Origin of the sequence: Nocardia alni (assembly GCF_019038435.1) — a bacterium.
GTDB classification, from domain to species: domain Bacteria; phylum Actinomycetota; class Actinomycetes; order Mycobacteriales; family Mycobacteriaceae; genus Nocardia; species Nocardia alni.
In genome coordinates, this window is record NZ_JAGPOX010000002.1 from 134339 (window position 1) to 149770 (window position 15432).

The 15432-nt window shown below is 66.2% G+C and carries 12 protein-coding genes; 7 read left to right on the forward strand and 5 right to left on the reverse strand.

Going from position 1 to position 15432, the window contains the following annotated elements:
* Positions 1-82: 82 nt before the first annotated feature.
* Together JZ791_RS01685 and JZ791_RS01690 are read left to right on the forward strand one after the other, a co-directional pair.
* Positions 83-1285: a cytochrome P450 gene (locus JZ791_RS01685; protein ID WP_216892301.1), complete on the forward strand. Its 1203-nt coding sequence runs from the start codon at positions 83-85 to the stop codon at positions 1283-1285.
* A complete protein-coding gene (locus tag JZ791_RS01690) occupies positions 1285-1491 on the forward strand; it encodes a ferredoxin (protein WP_216892302.1) in 207 nt (68 codons plus the stop codon). Before JZ791_RS01685 ends, JZ791_RS01690 begins: the two co-directional genes overlap by 1 nt.
* Positions 1492-1551: 60 nt before the next feature.
* Here the strand turns inward: JZ791_RS01690 and JZ791_RS01695 are convergent, their stop codons facing one another.
* The 3 genes from JZ791_RS01695 to JZ791_RS01705 form a co-directional block, all read right to left on the reverse strand.
* On the reverse strand, positions 1552-3372 hold the full coding sequence (locus JZ791_RS01695; protein ID WP_216892303.1) for a flavin-containing monooxygenase: 1821 nt from the start codon (positions 3370-3372) through the stop codon (positions 1552-1554).
* 69 nt (positions 3373-3441) lie between these two features.
* On the reverse strand, positions 3442-4857 hold the full coding sequence (locus JZ791_RS01700) for an aldehyde dehydrogenase family protein (RefSeq protein WP_216892304.1): 1416 nt from the start codon (positions 4855-4857) through the stop codon (positions 3442-3444).
* Positions 4858-5003: 146 nt separating this feature from the next.
* On the reverse strand, positions 5004-7244 hold the full coding sequence (locus tag JZ791_RS01705; RefSeq protein WP_216892305.1) for a LuxR C-terminal-related transcriptional regulator: 2241 nt from the start codon (positions 7242-7244) through the stop codon (positions 5004-5006).
* A 308-nt stretch (positions 7245-7552) separates the two neighbouring features.
* Between JZ791_RS01705 and JZ791_RS01710 the strand changes: the two genes are divergently transcribed.
* Together JZ791_RS01710 and JZ791_RS01715 are read left to right on the forward strand one after the other, a co-directional pair.
* Positions 7553-7912, forward strand: a complete 360-nt coding sequence (locus JZ791_RS01710; RefSeq protein WP_216892306.1) for a hypothetical protein — start codon at positions 7553-7555, stop codon at positions 7910-7912.
* A 152-nt stretch (positions 7913-8064) separates the two neighbouring features.
* Entirely contained in the window at positions 8065-8595 is a 531-nt protein-coding gene (locus tag JZ791_RS01715; RefSeq protein WP_216892307.1) for a hypothetical protein, read from the forward strand.
* A 9-nt stretch (positions 8596-8604) separates the two neighbouring features.
* Here the strand turns inward: JZ791_RS01715 and JZ791_RS01720 are convergent, their stop codons facing one another.
* On the reverse strand, positions 8605-8799 hold the full coding sequence (locus JZ791_RS01720) for a hypothetical protein (RefSeq protein ID WP_216892308.1): 195 nt from the start codon (positions 8797-8799) through the stop codon (positions 8605-8607).
* Here JZ791_RS01720 and JZ791_RS01725 point away from each other — a divergent pair.
* Both JZ791_RS01725 and JZ791_RS01730 read left to right on the forward strand, forming a co-directional pair.
* Positions 8782-9939 (forward strand): epoxide hydrolase family protein, encoded by a 1158-nt coding sequence (locus JZ791_RS01725; protein ID WP_216892309.1) that lies wholly within the window; start codon positions 8782-8784, stop codon positions 9937-9939. The genes JZ791_RS01720 and JZ791_RS01725 overlap by 18 nt on opposite strands.
* A gap of 49 nt (positions 9940-9988) precedes the next feature.
* Complete coding sequence (locus JZ791_RS01730) at positions 9989-10816, forward strand: HpcH/HpaI aldolase/citrate lyase family protein (RefSeq protein ID WP_308162714.1); 828 nt, start codon at positions 9989-9991, stop codon at positions 10814-10816.
* A gap of 281 nt (positions 10817-11097) precedes the next feature.
* Here the strand turns inward: JZ791_RS01730 and JZ791_RS01735 are convergent, their stop codons facing one another.
* Positions 11098-13599: a CaiB/BaiF CoA transferase family protein gene (locus JZ791_RS01735; RefSeq protein ID WP_216892311.1), complete on the reverse strand. Its 2502-nt coding sequence runs from the start codon at positions 13597-13599 to the stop codon at positions 11098-11100.
* 126 nt (positions 13600-13725) lie between these two features.
* On the opposite strand from JZ791_RS01735, the gene JZ791_RS01740 reads away from it, so the two are divergent.
* Entirely contained in the window at positions 13726-15354 is a 1629-nt protein-coding gene (locus JZ791_RS01740; RefSeq protein ID WP_216892312.1) for a GMC family oxidoreductase, read from the forward strand.
* Positions 15355-15432 lie beyond the last annotated feature (78 nt).

Sequence of the window (15432 nt, forward strand, 5' to 3'; positions counted from 1 at the left end):
TACGAAAAGCCGGTGTGCGAGCAGTTCGTCATATGGGAGCCCACCGTAAGGGTGATGCCCATAATAGCGAGAAAGGGTTGTGATGCCCGCAGGTCCGCAGACCAGGATCACCGATTTCAGTCACCATGATGTGGAGTTCGCACGCGATCCGTTCAACACGCTGAACCATCTGCTGGAGGAGAAGCCGGTCGCGTGGTCGACAAAGCACGACGGCTTCTGGGTCCTGAACCGCTTCGAGGACGTCACGGCGGCATTCCGTGACTACAAGACATTCAGTTCGCGCCGGGGCGCGGCGATTCCGGCGCTGAACCTCGGCGGCGGCCACATCCCGGTGTCGCTGGATCCGCCGGCCCACGCGGCGTACCGCAATATCCTCAATCCCTGGTTCACCGCGGACGCGATCTCCAAGCGTGAGCCGGAAATCCGGACGTTCGTCCGTGGTGTCGTCGCCGCGCTGGCGGAAGCCGGCGAGTGGGATTTCGTCCGCGATGTGGCGAACGTGGTGCCGGGCACGGTCACGCTCGGGATCATCGGTCTCGGATCGGAACGCCGTAAGGAATTCCTGGAGCGTATGGAACTGGGCATGTCCCATCAGGGCTCCAGCGACCCCGAAATTCTGGCGCGGGTCCGGCAGGACAAGGAGTGGATCGATGCCGAGATCCTGTCCTGTATGCGTGCCCGGCGTGCGCATCCGCAGGACGATCTCATGTCCGTCCTGGCCAACGATCCGCTCGGCGACGGCACGGAGCTGTCCGACGAGCAGATGCTGGGTATCGGAATGCTGCTCGTGCTCGCCGGTTTCCACACGACCAGCGCGGCCTTCGCCGCCATGATGATTCACCTCGCACAGCATCCCGATCAGCGGGAGCTGCTGCGATCGGATCCGGACAGAATTCCGGCCGCGATCGAGGAGATCATCCGGGTGTATTCGCCGGCGACCGCCGAGGGACGGTACATCACGCGCGACGTAGCGGTGGGCGGTGAAACCCTGAACGAGGGGGATATGGTCCTGCTGAACATCGCCGCGGCGAACAAGGATCCGAGAAAATTCGAAGATCCGCTCCGGGTCGACTTCGATCGCGACAATCGTCGAGCCATCTCCTTCGGCTGGGGAGTGCACCGGTGCCTCGGCCAGCATCTGGCCAAGGCCATCCTGCGGATCGAGATCGAAACTGTTCTGGAGCTCATGCCCGATTTCGAGATCGACCAGGAGAACGTGGTCCGGTCCGATGCGATGGGTGTCGGCTTCGTGCACGATCGGGTGCCCGCCCGGAAGGGGAAGTGATGCGAGCAGGAATTCAGCGCGGTCTGTGCGAGAGCAACGCGGTGTGCGTCGCGTTGGCCCCCGACGTATTCGATCTGGACGAGGATGGAATCGCGGTGACCATCGTCGACGAACTCGATGAAGCTCAGGTCGATTCCGTAGAGTCGGCCATACCCAGCTGCCCGCGAGCGGCCGTATTCCTCAGAAAAGACGAATCCGACGCTTGATGGTCCACATGTTCGATCCCCGCCTTCGATTACGAAGACGGGGATCGAACTGTATGGGCGTCAGGCCGGTTCCGCCGCCTTCTTCTCCACGCTGATGCGCGGATCGAGGAGTCCCTCATCGATGGCCTTGATCATCAGCGCCAGCGGCTTGCCCAGAATGCGGGAGATTCGCAAGCCGTTGGCCACGAACCAGAGCTTCTCGTGACCCGAGTGGCGCATCGCCGTGCGTACTTCCCCGCGCTCATCGATATTCCATACGGTGGCCAGCTGATCGGTGACCTCGTCGCCCAGGATCGGCCGGACGGACTCGCGCACGTTGGTGTATCCGGTGCACAGCACGACGATATCGGCTTCCTCTTCCGTTCCGTCGGTGTAGACGACGCCGGTCGGGGTGAACCGCGCGATCTCACCGGGCTGCATGCGGACGTTTCCATCGATGATCAGTCGCGAGGCGCCCTTATCGATGTAATAGGAACCGCCGGTCGACGCGATGGGCGTCAGGCCGGCGTTCTCCGGTCCCATGGTGGTGCGGAAGCCGGCGCGCTCGAGCCCCTCGAGCAGTTCGCGATCGGTCTCGGCGATCTTCTGTGTGAGGCCCGGGCCGAGTTTCCTGGCCAGTGCCGTGGGGTTGACGCTCGCCAGCAGATCCGCGTCCTCGATGGGGAGATGGTCGTGGCTGTAGTACCGGCCGAACTGCATGGGTACGCCATTGCGCTGTGAGAACAGGTACGTGGGGCTGCGCTGCACCATGGTGACCGACGACGCCTCGTTCTCGTACGCGTCCTGGGCGATGTCGTGGGCGCTGGAGCCGGCGCCGACCACGACGACACGCTTGCCCTGCGCGACCGCTCCGCCCACGTAGGCGCTGGAATGCGTTGTGATTCCCTTGAATTCGTGCATGCCCTCGATCTCGGGCAGCTTCGGCAGGCCGTTCAGACCGGTCGAGATGACCAGATGATTGGGGTGCAGGGTCCGGGCCTCGCCGTCGCGGTTGAGCTCGACGCTCCAGCGCCCGCTGTCCCGGTCGTACTCGGCGCGGTTGACCACGGTGCTGGTCCACAGGTTCAATTCCATGTGCTCGACGTACGATTCGAGCCAGTCCGCGAGCTGATCCTTGGACAGGAAGATCGGCCATGCGGGCGGGAAGGGCATGTACGGGAACTGCACGGCCCATTTCATGTCGTGCAGCAGCAGGCCGTTGTAGCGCAGGCGCCAGTTGTCGCCGGCCCGGGCGTACGTGTCCACCAGCAGCGTCGGCACACCGAGGGTGTTCAGGTAGGCCGCGAGAAACATGCCGGAGTGGCCCGCCCCGACGATCAGGACGCTCGGATCCGAATCCCGGAACGCGCGCCGTTCCTCCTTGATCTCCTGGACGGTCTTGCGCGTTCCCGGTGCGGCCGCGTAATTGAATTCGGGATGGCCGACGTCCTCGGTCGTCACCTTGTTGAACGGAAAGTTCTTCAGGCCGGTGAGAACCGTCGAGATCACCCACGCTTTCCACGTGCCGTCCTCGCGCACGAGCCGGACCACGCCGCGGCCCGTCGCGATATCGGTGGTGAAGGTGTACACCGCTTCGATATACGTCTCGTTCTCGAAGGTGACCGGCCGGGTCTCGTCGAGTGCGATGTCGCGCAGTCCGCTGGCGGGTAGTGCCGTGGTGAGGATCTCGGCGATGTCGTCGGCGCCGTGCATTCCGGTCAAATCCCAGGTGAGCGCGTATATGTCACGCCACCAGGGGTCCGAGGAGAACAGGCGGACGATCTCGCCGACCTGTTTCTCCTCGGCCGCCCGGCCGAATTCCCCGAGCCAGCCGAGCGCTGCGTCGCGGTAGGTCTGAGAGGTGGCGTCGGCGATATCCGACGCGGGAGCGAGCTGAGTCATGGTGTGGCGGCCTCCGGTAATGCCGTGCTCTCGGCTTAATTATGTCAGTACCATAGTAATAACATAATTTCACTGGGTCGAGACGACTGTCGTCTTCAGCTGCGTGTAATGCAGCAGCGATTCGAACCCCTTCTCGCGGCCCAGACCGCTGGCCTTGTAACCGCCGAACGGCGTTTCGATGCCGGTCCGGCCGCCGTTGACCATGACCTGCCCGGCGTCGATGCGTGCCGCCACGCGCAAGGCGCGGCCGATGTCGCGCGTCCATACGCTGGCGACCAGCCCGAAGTCCGAGTCGTTCGCGAGCTCGATCGCCTCCTGCTCGTCCTCGAAGCGTGAGATGGCGAGCACCGGCCCGAAGATCTCCTCCTGGAAGATCCGCATCTCGGGGGTCACGTCCGCGTATACCGTGGGCTCCACGTATCGCCCCGCCGCCAGGGCGCCCTGTACGGCATGCCCGCCGGTGACCAGTCGCGCGCCGTCTTTCTCGGCCACCTCGAAGTACTCGAGCACCTTCTCGAACTGTCCCTCGGTGGTCATCGGCGCCAGGCGCTCGCCCGGCGTCTTCTCGGCCATCGCCGTGCCGACCCGTGCCACCAGTTCGTCGTAGACCTCGGACTGCACCAGCAGCCTGCTCAGCGCGGCGCACTGCTGCCCGGCGCCGACGGTCACCGTGAGCGCGCTGGTCACGGCCTTGTCCAGATCGGCGTCGGCGAACACGATGTTCGCCGACTTCCCGCCCAGTTCGAGGATGGTCGGGACCAGCCGGTCCGCCGCGATCCGCGCGATGAGCTGCCCGGTCTCGACCGAGCCGGTGAACGCGATCAGGCGCACGTCGGGATGCGCCACCAGGGCCGCGCCGACCTGAGATCCCTTGCCGAGCACGACATTCAGCACGCCGGGCGGGAAGCCGACCTCGGCGGCGAGCTGGGCCAGCATGACCGTCGTGCTCGAGGTGAGCTCCGAGGGTTTGATGACGACGGTATTGCCCGCCGCGAGGGCGGCGGAGATGCCGCGCGCCGCCTGGGTCAGCGGGCCGTTCCAGGGCGTGATCATGCCGACGACGCCGTAGGGCTCGCGGCTGGTGAACGCGTGGTCCCCGGCGCCGAGGCCGATGGTCTCGCCGAACAGCGCCCGGACCACACCGCCGTAGTACTCGAAGTAATCGGCCGATGTCTGCACGCCGCCGCGCATCTCGCCGACGAGTTTGCCGGTCTCGGAGACCTCCACGGCGACGAACTCCTCGGCCCGTTCCCGCAGGCGCCGTGCCAGCTCGGCGCACAGCCGGCCGCGCTGCACCGGGGCCAGCTCACGCCATCCCCGCGCGGCCGCCTTGGCCGCGGCGACGGCCTCGTCGACCTGTGCCGGGGTGCCGCCCGGCACGCGGGCGACCTCGGTGCGATCGTGCGGGCCGGTCACGGTGGTGATCTGTGCCGTGCCCACCGGTACCGACGCTCCGTTGATCCAGTGCTGGAGTTCTCGTGTCACGCTGCCCTTCCCGCCGCGGCCCCCGTGGGCGCGGAACTGAAACTACGCTCAGCATAATTGTATGCTTATTGCGGGAACGGCCGGAAGTGGTGCAGACCAATCGTGGACCGGAAAACGAGTGGGCAGCGCCTCGGACGGCGGCGACGTCAGTTCTTACCGGATGCGGAATCCATGGACGTCAGCAGCGCCACGATCTGGGTGCGGGAGGAAAATCCCAGCTTGACCAGGATGTTCTCGACGTGGGTGTCGACGGTTCGCTTCGAGATGACCAGCTCCGCGGCGATGGCGCGGTTGGTCAGGCCGGCGGCGATTCGCTCGGCTATCTCGCTCTCCCGGGGGGTGAGCGGCAGATCGAGCTTGACCGCGGGGACCGCGACCTTCTTCTGCGCCGGGCCGGTCCGGCGGGTGTCGAGGGCCATGGCGATCAGCGCGTCCACATCGAGCCGGCGTCCCTCGGATCGCTCCTCCTCGAATATCTCGGGGCCCAGCGCCGCCCGTACCTGATCCACGTAGTCCTCGTGCAGCCGGCGAAGAATCGTGAAGCCCACCAGGTAGGGGCCCGATTCGTCGGAGAGTGCCTCGCTGCCGCCGAGCAGCCGAGCGGCGCGGCGGGCGTCGCCCTCGTAGAACGCGGCCCAGCCGAGGAATTCGGTCGCCCAGATCAATCCCTGGTTGTTTCTGGGGCCCCGGACGTTGCTCGCCAGCCCGTCCGTCAGCAGCGCCGACGCCGCTTGCAACCGGCCGTCCAGCAGCGCCTCGAGCCCGAGGAAGACCAGGCTCCAGGAATGCAGGAAATCGCCACTGCTTTCCGACAGGGCGCGGGCCTGTGCCAGGACCGGAGCCGCCTCGTCGCGACGTTCGCTGAAGCACAGCGCCAGTCCGTAGCTCAGCAGGGACAACGCGAGAAAGGGATTGGGCGCCGGAGCGTCCCGTTCCAGCTTCACGCTGTGCTCCAGATAGTGCAGCGCGCTGTCGATATCGCCGTTCAGCAGTTCCGCGAAGCCGCGAGAATGCGCCGCGTTCGCCTCGATGACCGGGTCGCCGATCTCCCGGGCCAGGGCGATGGCGCGGTCGAGGCTGCGGCTACCGTGCTCGAGCTTGCCGTCGATCACCTCCAGGAAACCCATGGCCCACAGCCCCCGGGCGAGCGCCGGTCGCGGTGCGCCCGGTAATCGCGCGTCGGCGTCTATCAGCCGCGTGAGCCACATGCCACCCTCGCTCTCGAAGTTGCACGCGGACCAGAACGACCACAGTCCGGCAGCGATCCGCAGACCGGTGTCGAGCAACTCGGCCGATTCGAGGCAGTATTCCAGCGCGGCCCTGATATTCGCGCTGTTCACCTTCGCCCAGCTCAGATGCTTGGCTTGATCCTGGCCGGACCAGAACGCTTCCAGGTCGGAGGCCATGGCGGCGAAATACTCGACATGGGCGCGGCGTGCGTCGTTCGCACTGCCGAGCGAAATCAACAGCTCGGAGCCGTATTGGCGAATCGTCTCCAACATGACGTAACGGCCGCCGGTGAGCATCAGCAGTGACTTGTCGACCAGTTCGGCGAGCAGCGGCTCGACCATGCCGCTGTCCGCACTCCATACCGAACGGATCGCATCCAGTTCGGCGCTGCCTCGAAACACGGACAGCCGCGCCCACAGTGCTCGGGCTCCGGGGGAGCACAGGTCGTAGCTGTAGTCCAGCGACGCCCGCAGGGTGTGCTGGCGAACCGGGGAACTCCTGCTGGGGGACGTCACCAGAGCGAGCGGGGTCGCCGCGCCGACGGTCAGCTCGCCCAGGGGCAACCACCTCATGCTGGCAGCGGCCAGCTCGATCGCCAGCGGGAGACCGTCCAGCCGGCGGCACAGTTCGACGACCTGAGATTCGTCCTCGGGACGCAGCACGAACTCCGGTTCGACGGCCGTGGCGCGTTCCTTGAACAGCGCCACGGCGTCGAACAACACCGCGCTGCCGGATGCGATGCGTTCTCCCGCATCGGGCAGGGACAGCGGCGGCACGGTGAATATCGCTTCGCCGGCGATGCGCAGCGCCTCGCGACTGGTCATCATGAGCCGGACCTTCGGGCATCTCTCGAGGATCGCCGACGCGATTCTCGCGCACGGTTCGGCGAGGTGTTCGCAATTGTCCAGGACCAGCAGCAGCTCGAGATTCTCCAAAAAGCCGATCAGGTCGTCCACATCGGTTCTGTTGGGTCCTGCTTCGCCCATCGTGGCCATGATCGTGGAAGGGATCAGATCGGCCTGCGACAGTTCCGCGAGCGGGACCATCCATATCCCGTCCGCGAACGCGCCGCGCGAACTGTTCGCGATGTGCAAGGCCAGCCGCGTCTTGCCGACGCCGCCCGGGCCGGTCAGGGTCACCAATCGTGATGTTCGCATGATGCGTCTGATGACGGCGAGTTCTGCTCGCCGGCCTACCAGGCTCGAGGTCTCGCCGGGAACATTGCCCCGTCCTCGCTGAGATGCCTGCCGCATCGGATGACCGCCTCGTCATCGGTGTGCTGGTCGTATCCAGCGTTATCTGGTCTGCCCGCTCGGCGGGCCCGTCCGACGAGCCTACCGTTCCGGTAATACAGGCGTTCTCGAAGTGGTCTCGGTACATGTCTACGTACTTGTACGCATGCCGATTCATCCTGTGCTGCGCATCCTTGACTATTGAAGCCGACGAACACCAGGAGCGTGCAACGATGCAGCGTGCAGTACACGGCCGACGGTCCATCGGGCGCCGTGCGGGCAGCCCTTCGCCTTCCTGTGTCGAGCGGTCGTTCATCTCGCCGGCCGCCCCGGAACTTTCTGGCGCTCGTCTGGTCGTATCGCTGACCATGAGGGCCGTCGAGATCATCCCGCCGCTGGACCGGTCCGTGATATCCGCTGATCGGGGGAGCAGGGAAGCCTGGGACGACCTGGTCCGGATCGCCGCCGAGGGCCTGCGGGCCAGTGCGGGCTACGACAGGACCGTCATCGAGGCCGCGCTCTGCCTCCTCGGGCCCAGGGAGTGCTCGCTCGAGTTCAAGCTGCTGCGGCTGGCCGCCGGGATGTGCGCCTGAGACGTCGCGCGGGCGGAGCCTTAATGCTGCCGAAAACTCTATTCGTGTTGCACCCTTATGGTATGCGGGTACACTTGCTACCATTCGTACTGCTCTCGATGTCGTATGGTAGTAGCCGACAGAACCGGTCAGGGAAGCATGAGGTGGAGGAAGTGACGCGCGATCTCACGGCACGCACGAGGATCCGTCAACTACTGGAGCAGTCGGGCCCCATCGAGGACCCGTCCGGGCGTGCGACCTCGCTTCTCATGGACGCTGTCGAATACAACGGTTCCAGCGTCGCCTTCATCCAGTTGATCGCCGCCATGGACAAAGAGGGGCAGATCTCCCGGGACATCAAGGGCAAGCGGACGTATGCGATCCGGCTGGGCGAGGCCGGGCGGCTGAGTCCGACAGGCGCGCAGCCGATGTCGCTCGCCACGTCCCCGGTCGCCGAGTCGGCGCAGCAGGTGATGCCCGAGATCGACTATCGCAAGCTCGCCCGGGCGCTCGTTCAGGAGCTTTTGCTGGCCTCGCCCGAAGATCTCCAGGCGATCGGCAGGCCGTCCGAGGAAGACGTGGCGCTGCTCACCGCCGAGCGGGATCGGCTGGAGGCCGAGCGCGACGAGTTCGCGCATCGGCTGGAGGTGGCACGGTCGAAGCTGGGTGAATTGTTCGGTCAGGTCACCCAGCCGACGACGTAGCACGTACATTCAGCTCTCCGCGGCAAACGCCTGCTTTCCGGTCAGGTCGCCGTGCGCTTCGCTGGGTCGCGATGTCCGGAACACCTGCGGACCGGCGGCGTTCCGGTCGATCGCGAGCGATGTGCGGAGGCGTTCGCAGACGGCTTCCGCGGGTTCGCCTTCGGCTGACACAGAAAAGGCGATGCGATGACTGCGGTCGGGCACAACCCCTTCCGGGTACACGTCCGTGATGACGTGCTGGACGACCTGCGTCGTCGTTTGACGCGGACACGCTGGCCCGATGAGATATCCGGCGCGGGCTGGGACTACGGCGTGGCTCCGGCCTACCTGCGGGAGTTGTGCGAGTACTGGGCAACGGGTTTCGACTGGCGAGCGGCCGAGGCGCAGATGAATGCCCAGCCGCAGTTCACTACCGAGATCGACGGGCAGAAGGTGCATTTCCTGCACATCCGTTCGCCATTCGTGCAGGCTCGCCCGTTGCTCATGGTTCATGGGTGGCCGAGTACCCCACTGGAATTCGCGAAGGTGCTGGGACCGCTGACGAATCCCGTGGCATACGGGGGAACGGCGGACGATGCTTTTCACGTTGTCGCACCGTCCATTCCCGGTTATGGCTGGAGCGGTCCGACAACGGAGCGCGGCTGGCATGTCGGACGGGTGGGATCGGCTCTCGCGGAGCTGATGGGACTGCTCGGTTACCGTCGCTACGGGTATTTCGGTACAGATATGGGATCACCGATCGGTACTCAACTCGCACAGCGCTTTCCGGACCGGCTCACCGGCCTTTACCTCACACTTCTGCAAAGCGGTCTGCGCCCGCTGGACGGGGTGCTGACGGCTGCGGAGGAGGCGCAGATCGCGGCCAATGATCGGCGGCGCGCGGTGGATACGGGTTATGTCGCCATGCAGTCGACGAAACCACAGACCCTTGCGTACGGATTGCACGACTCGCCGGTCGGGCAAGCAGCGTGGATCGTCGAGAAATTGCGTAGCTGGACCGACTGTGACGGTGATCTCGAGTCGGTGATGAGCAAAGATGAGATCCTCGCGGGTGTGGCCACCTTCTGGTTCACCGGAACCGTGGGGTCGGCCGCGCGGCTCTACTACGAGACCGCCGCATTCAATGGCGGCGGCGCGGAACGGCCGCGAGTCGAGCGAGTGTCGACCCCTACCGGTATCGGCGTCTTTCCGAAAGAGCTCTATCCGACGTCCCGTCGGATAGCGAGCGATCATTATGCCGTCGAGCACTGGACGGAGTTTCCGCGCGGTGGGCACTTCGCCGCGGCCGAGCAGCCCGAATTGCTGGTCGGTGATCTCCGGACCTTCTTCCGGGGCCGCGGATGATCAGGTCAGGAGAAATGTGTCATCCATCGAGCCTTCGAGTGTTGCCGCTGTGAATGCCGCACTGGCAGTGGCCCGTAGCTTCCTGTTCGTTCCCGGAGATCGGCCGGATCGCTTCGACAAGGCGATCGCGACCGGAGCCGACGCCGTCATCATCGACCTGGAGGATGCGGTAGCCGCCGATCGTAAGGACACGGCGCGAAACTCCGCCGTCGAGTGGCTTACTCGCGGGGGTCGGGCCGTGGTGCGTGTGAACGGCGCGGATACCGCGTGGCACGCCGACGACGTCGAGGCACTGCGTTCCACCGGTGCGCCCGTCATGCTGCCCAAGGCGCAATCGGCCGATGTGCTCGCCGACGTGGCGGGCAGGCTCGGATACGGCAGCATCATCGCCCTGGTCGAGACCGCCCGGGGCATACGGGATCTCGACGCGGTGTGCGCGGTCGAGGGCGTCGTTCGTGTCGCGCTGGGCAACGTCGATCTCTCGGCGGAGCTGGGCATCGATCCCGATTCCCATACCGCGCTGGGGCATGTGCGGGGAAAGATGGTGCTGGCCTGCGCCGCGGCGGGGTTGCCCGCCCCGATCGACGGTGTCAGTACGGCTTTCGACGCACCGGAGCGCCTCGAGCACGACCTGACGCATGCCAGGGAGCTCGGTTTCGGGGCCAAATTGTGCATCCACCCTCGGCAGGTACCGGTCGTCAACGAGGGATTTCTGCCGACCGAGGCCGAAAGGGCATGGGCGGAGCGGATTCTCGCGGCGATGCGGGAACACGACGGCGTGGCCGTGGTCGACGGGGCGATGATCGACGCCCCGGTTGTCCGCCGCGCCGAGCGCCTCGCGGCACTTTCGGATACGAACCGGCAATTGAGCTGGTGACCGCGCAGCAGACACAGTGGCGCCCATCGCTTTCGGCACGGTCGCCGTCCTGAAGCCGCCAGGGGTGTCAGGGCATGCCGGTGAACACGGCGATGGGATATCTGGCCGACGGCACGCCCGGTGGCGAGCTGATGCTCGCCCTGGGACAGTATTCGCGGGCCTGGGACCTCCGGCTCGGGCCGCAGCGGTGATGACAGAGCCTCAGCAGTGATGGCAGAAGCGGTGACTATAGAGCTTGGCCCGCAACCATTTCCATGGTTGCGGGCCATTTCGTGATTACCCTACGACGCGGCGGCTTCCCACCGAGCGGCCGGTGAATCGGCCTGGGCGATCGGCGCCTCGAACCCGACCTCGGCGGCCAGCGTCGCGGTATCACGCCCCGGCACGGGCGCGGATATGGCCGGAACCGGTTCGCACACAGAGAATTTCAGGGCCGCGTTGGCGACTTCGATCCCGCCCGGCACTTCGTGGTCGGGCAGTCGCACGCGCATGGACCGCGCCAGCGCCTGCGGATGCTCGAACGCCTCGGCGAGCGTGAGCACCTTCGCGCCCGGCAATCCCTTCTCGATGTACAGCTCCTGCCATTCCGCGGCGGTTCGCCGCAGGAAGCTCGGCTCGACGAGGGCGTACAGCTCGGCCTCGTTGGCCCGGCGCAGCGGCTCGGTGACGAAGCGCGGATCCTTCTCCCATTCGGGCGCGCCCGCGGCCTGGCAGAAGCGGCTCCAGAACTGCGGGGTGATGCAGATGACGAACCAGGTGTCGTCCTTGGTCGCGAACGCGCCGAAGGGCAGCGATCCGGTTCCCCCGCGACGTGGTTCGGGCAGGAACTTCTTGCCCACCGTGACGGCCTGGGGTACGCGGTAGGACAGCAGCGCGACCTGTGAGTCGAGCAGGCTGATGTCGAGTTTGCGGCCCTGCCCGGTGGTGTGACGCTGCCGCAGCGCGGCGAGGGTGCCCAGGGTGGCGAACATCGCACCGGTCAGCCCGCCGATCGGGTTGCCCCATCGGATCGGCACATCCGGGAGTCTCGGATCCGTGGTGATACTCATGCCGCCGCCCAGCGCCTGGATCGCATTGTCGAAGGCGGGGAAGGAACTCCACGGCCCGGTGTGCCCGAAGCCGGTGATGGAGGTCGAGATGATGCGCGGATTGAGGACCCGCAGCGAGTCGTTGTCGATGCCCAGCCGCTCCAGCACGCCGGGCCGGTAGTTGTCCAGGACGACATCGGCGTGTTCCACCAGCCGGTCGAACAGCGCGTGGCCGTCGCTGTCCTTGAGATTCGCGATGACGCTGAGCTTTCCGCGGTTGAGACCGGCGCGGAAGGACGCCTCGCGGGAGTGGTCCGGATACGGCTCGACGACCTGGCCGACCGGACGGTCGACGCGGATCACGCGCGCGCCCAGATCCGCGAGGAACTGGGCGGCGAAACCCTTGCTCGGCTCGTCACCGTTGAGTTCCAGCACGGTGACGCCGTGCAGCGGCCGCTGTGCCGGCTCGCCGGTCGCGTCCCCGGGGACGAAGCGGGTGTGCGGCGCGAGCGGCGTGCCGCCGGTGGCGTCGGCCAGATGGATCACCCGCTCGTCGCGCAGCCGGTCGAGTTCGTCATCGTTCGTGCCCAGCAGCGACGAGAGCACCAGCGCGGTGTCCGCGCCGACCGCGCGCGGCGCGCACCAGGTGGAGGTGTCGCTGAACCGCAGCGAGTCGCCCGCGACCGTGCCGACGCGGTCGTACTGGTCGCGGATCTCGACCGCCATGTTCCTGGCGAGGATCTGCGGATGCTGGAAGACCTCGGCGATCCCGGTGACCTTCCCGCACACCACGCCGACGGCCATCAACTCGTGTTGCCACTCGTCGGCAGTGCGCTTGCGGAAGATTCCCTGCAAAATCGTGACGAGTTCGTCACGATGCGCGTGCCGGGCATGGCCGGTGCTGAATCGTTCGTCGGTGATCAGATCGGGCCGCCGGAACACCTCGCAGGCGTCCTTCCACATGCGCTGGCTGATGCAGGTGGCGATCCAGCCCTCGGAGCATTCGAAATTCCCGAAGGGGACCGTGCCCTGCCCGCCTTCGAAGGGCGCGGGGTCGGGCTCCTGCCCGAAGGTCAGCGCCTGCGGCACCCGGTAGGTGTTGAGCGCGAGCATCACGTCGAGCATCGAGACGTCGACATGCTGGCCGACGCCCGCGCGATCGCGGTGCATGACCGCGCCGAGTACGCCGATGGCGGCGTAGATTCCGGCGAACAGGTCCCCGATGGGAATGCCCCACCGCACCGGCGAGCCCGCGTGGTCGATCCGTGTGTAGTTCATCGTTCCGGACATGGCCTGGACGATCGGGTCGTATGCCGGGATCTTCGCCCACGGGCCGTCGGCGCCGAATCCGGTGAGCGAGCACGTGATCACCGTCGGGTTGTACGCCAGCAGAGTGTCGCGGTCGATGCCCAGGCGTGCGGTCACCCCGGGCCGGAAGTTGTCGTAGACGACGTCGGCGTCGGCGACCAGCCGGTGGAAGATCTCCTGGCCCGCAGGGGATTTGAGATCGAGGCTGATCGACTTCTTGTTCCGGTTCAGGCCCCAGTGGAACGCCTCTTCCTCGGTCAGATCGGCCGGCTCGCCGGGCTGGGCCGTACCTGCGGCGGGCAGCGGCTCGACCCGGATCACTTCGGCGCCGAGGTCGGCGAGCAGGAGTGAGCCGAACGGGCCGGAGACGACTCGGCACAGGTCGAGTACTCGCACCCCCGCGAGTGGTCCGGTTGCCGACGTGGCCGCGTTCGTCGTTTCGCTCATAGTTGTTGAACTATATTCCCCAAACCATGTACAACACAACTAGAGGGTTGTCGTGCGGGGCGCTCACCATCCGGTCCGCGCTTCGGCTACCTTGGTAAGCATAGTATGAACAGGAAAAGGTGCTTCGTGAAACCTGATAATAGAACCGAGTTCGATTACATCGTCGTCGGCGGCGGGGCGGCCGGATCCGTGCTGGCCTACCGATTGAGCGCCGACCGCGGGGTGTCGGTTCTGCTGATCGAGGCGGGCGGATCCGACTCGGCGCCGATCCATCTGGTGCCCAAGGGCTTCTACTTCACGCTCAACAACAAGAAGTATGCCAAGGACTACGAGACCGAGAAATACGGCGACGGCGCGCACGAGGTCTGGCACCGTGGCCGCGTCCTGGGCGGCTCGACCACCATCAACGGCATGGTCTGGAACCGGGGCTGGGCGCCCGACTACGACCGGTACGAGCAGATCGGCCTCACCGGCTGGAACTGGGAGCGATTCTGCGCCGCGTACCGCGGCCTGGAGCGTCACGAGCTCGGCGGGACCTATTTCCGCGGTGACAAGGGACCGATCGGCATCTCCATCGTGCGCCCGCGCGAGGAGGCCTCCGACCTGCTGATCGAATCGATGGTGAAGAACGGCATCGAGTTCGAGGACGATATGAACGGCAGCGACAACAACCGTGTGTCGTATGTCGCCTCGAGCATCTGGCACGGCCTGCGGGTGAGCGCGTCCCGCGCGCTGGTGTGGCCCGCGCGCCGGCGGCGCAATCTGACTGTGGCGTTGCACACGGAGGTCGATCGGATCCTGTTCGACGGCACCCGGGCCGTCGGCGTCTCCGCGCTGCGGGACGGCGCGACCCCGGTCACCTACAAGGCGCGTCGCGAGGTGATCCTGGCGGGCGGAGCCTTCGAATCGCCGATGCTGCTGGAGCGCTCCGGCGTCGGGCAGGCCGAACTGCTGAAGAGCCTGGGCATTCCGGTCGTGGTGGACAGCCCGCGGGTGGGCGAGGGGATGCGTGAACACCGGGGCATCCTGTTCCAGTACAGACTCCACGGCGTGCGCGGTTACAACGCGCAGGCCTCCAGCACGATCCGGCAGATGTGGACGGGCTTCAAATATCTGTTCACCCGCCAGGGTCTCATCGCGCACGGCGGCTTCGGCCTGAGCGCGATCTTCGCGTCCGATCCGGCGTCGGATCGCCCCGATACCCAGGGGTTCTTCACACCGATCTCGACGACCGCGGTGAACCCGATGAGCGGTCGGCTCGTGGTCGACAAGGAGCCGGGCGCGCGCCTGGTCGCGCTCGGTCTGCGTCCCACCAGCGAGGGATCCATCCACATCACCGGTAAGTCCCTGTCCGACGCGCCGAAGATCGTGCCGAATTTCCTTGCCACCGAGCATGATCGGGCGCTGCTGATCAACATCGTCCGCAAGGTTCGCGAGATCACCTCCAGCGCACCGTATTCGAACTATGTATCCGCGGAAATCGAACCCGGACCCGAGGTCTCGACCGACGAGCAGATCCTGTCGTACGGGCTCAACCGCGGCAACTCCGGGTATCACACGCTGGGCAGCTGCGCGATGGGACCGTCCGACACCGACGTGGTGGACGGCGAGCTGCGCGTGCGCGGAACGTCCGGTCTGCGGGTCGTGGACGCGTCGGTGCTGCGCTGGGAGCCCTCGGGCAACAGCGTCGCCCCCACGATGGCGCTCGCCTGGATCGCCGCCGATCTGATCCTGGAAGGCGCACGGGCGCGGTGAGTTTCGCTCGGGAGTAGATAGACCAACGGGTTGCCACGTCCTGGACGTGGCAACCCGTTGATCGTTCGGGGGCGCGAT

What these genes read in the sequence shown, in the direction of transcription:
- JZ791_RS01695 (WP_216892303.1), bottom strand. Translation starts at nt 3,372, where the DNA reads ATGACTCAGCTCGCTCCCGCGTCGGATATCGCCGACGCCACCTCTCAG.
- JZ791_RS01690 (WP_216892302.1), top strand. Translation starts at nt 1,285, where the DNA reads ATGCGAGCAGGAATTCAGCGCGGTCTGTGCGAGAGCAACGCGGTGTGC.
- JZ791_RS01725 (WP_216892309.1), top strand. Translation starts at nt 8,782, where the DNA reads ATGACTGCGGTCGGGCACAACCCCTTCCGGGTACACGTCCGTGATGAC.
- JZ791_RS01735 (WP_216892311.1), bottom strand. Translation starts at nt 13,599, where the DNA reads ATGAGCGAAACGACGAACGCGGCCACGTCGGCAACCGGACCACTCGCG.
- JZ791_RS01705 (WP_216892305.1), bottom strand. Translation starts at nt 7,244, where the DNA reads ATGCGAACATCACGATTGGTGACCCTGACCGGCCCGGGCGGCGTCGGC.
- JZ791_RS01685 (WP_216892301.1), top strand. Translation starts at nt 83, where the DNA reads ATGCCCGCAGGTCCGCAGACCAGGATCACCGATTTCAGTCACCATGAT.
- JZ791_RS01710 (WP_216892306.1), top strand. Translation starts at nt 7,553, where the DNA reads ATGCAGCGTGCAGTACACGGCCGACGGTCCATCGGGCGCCGTGCGGGC.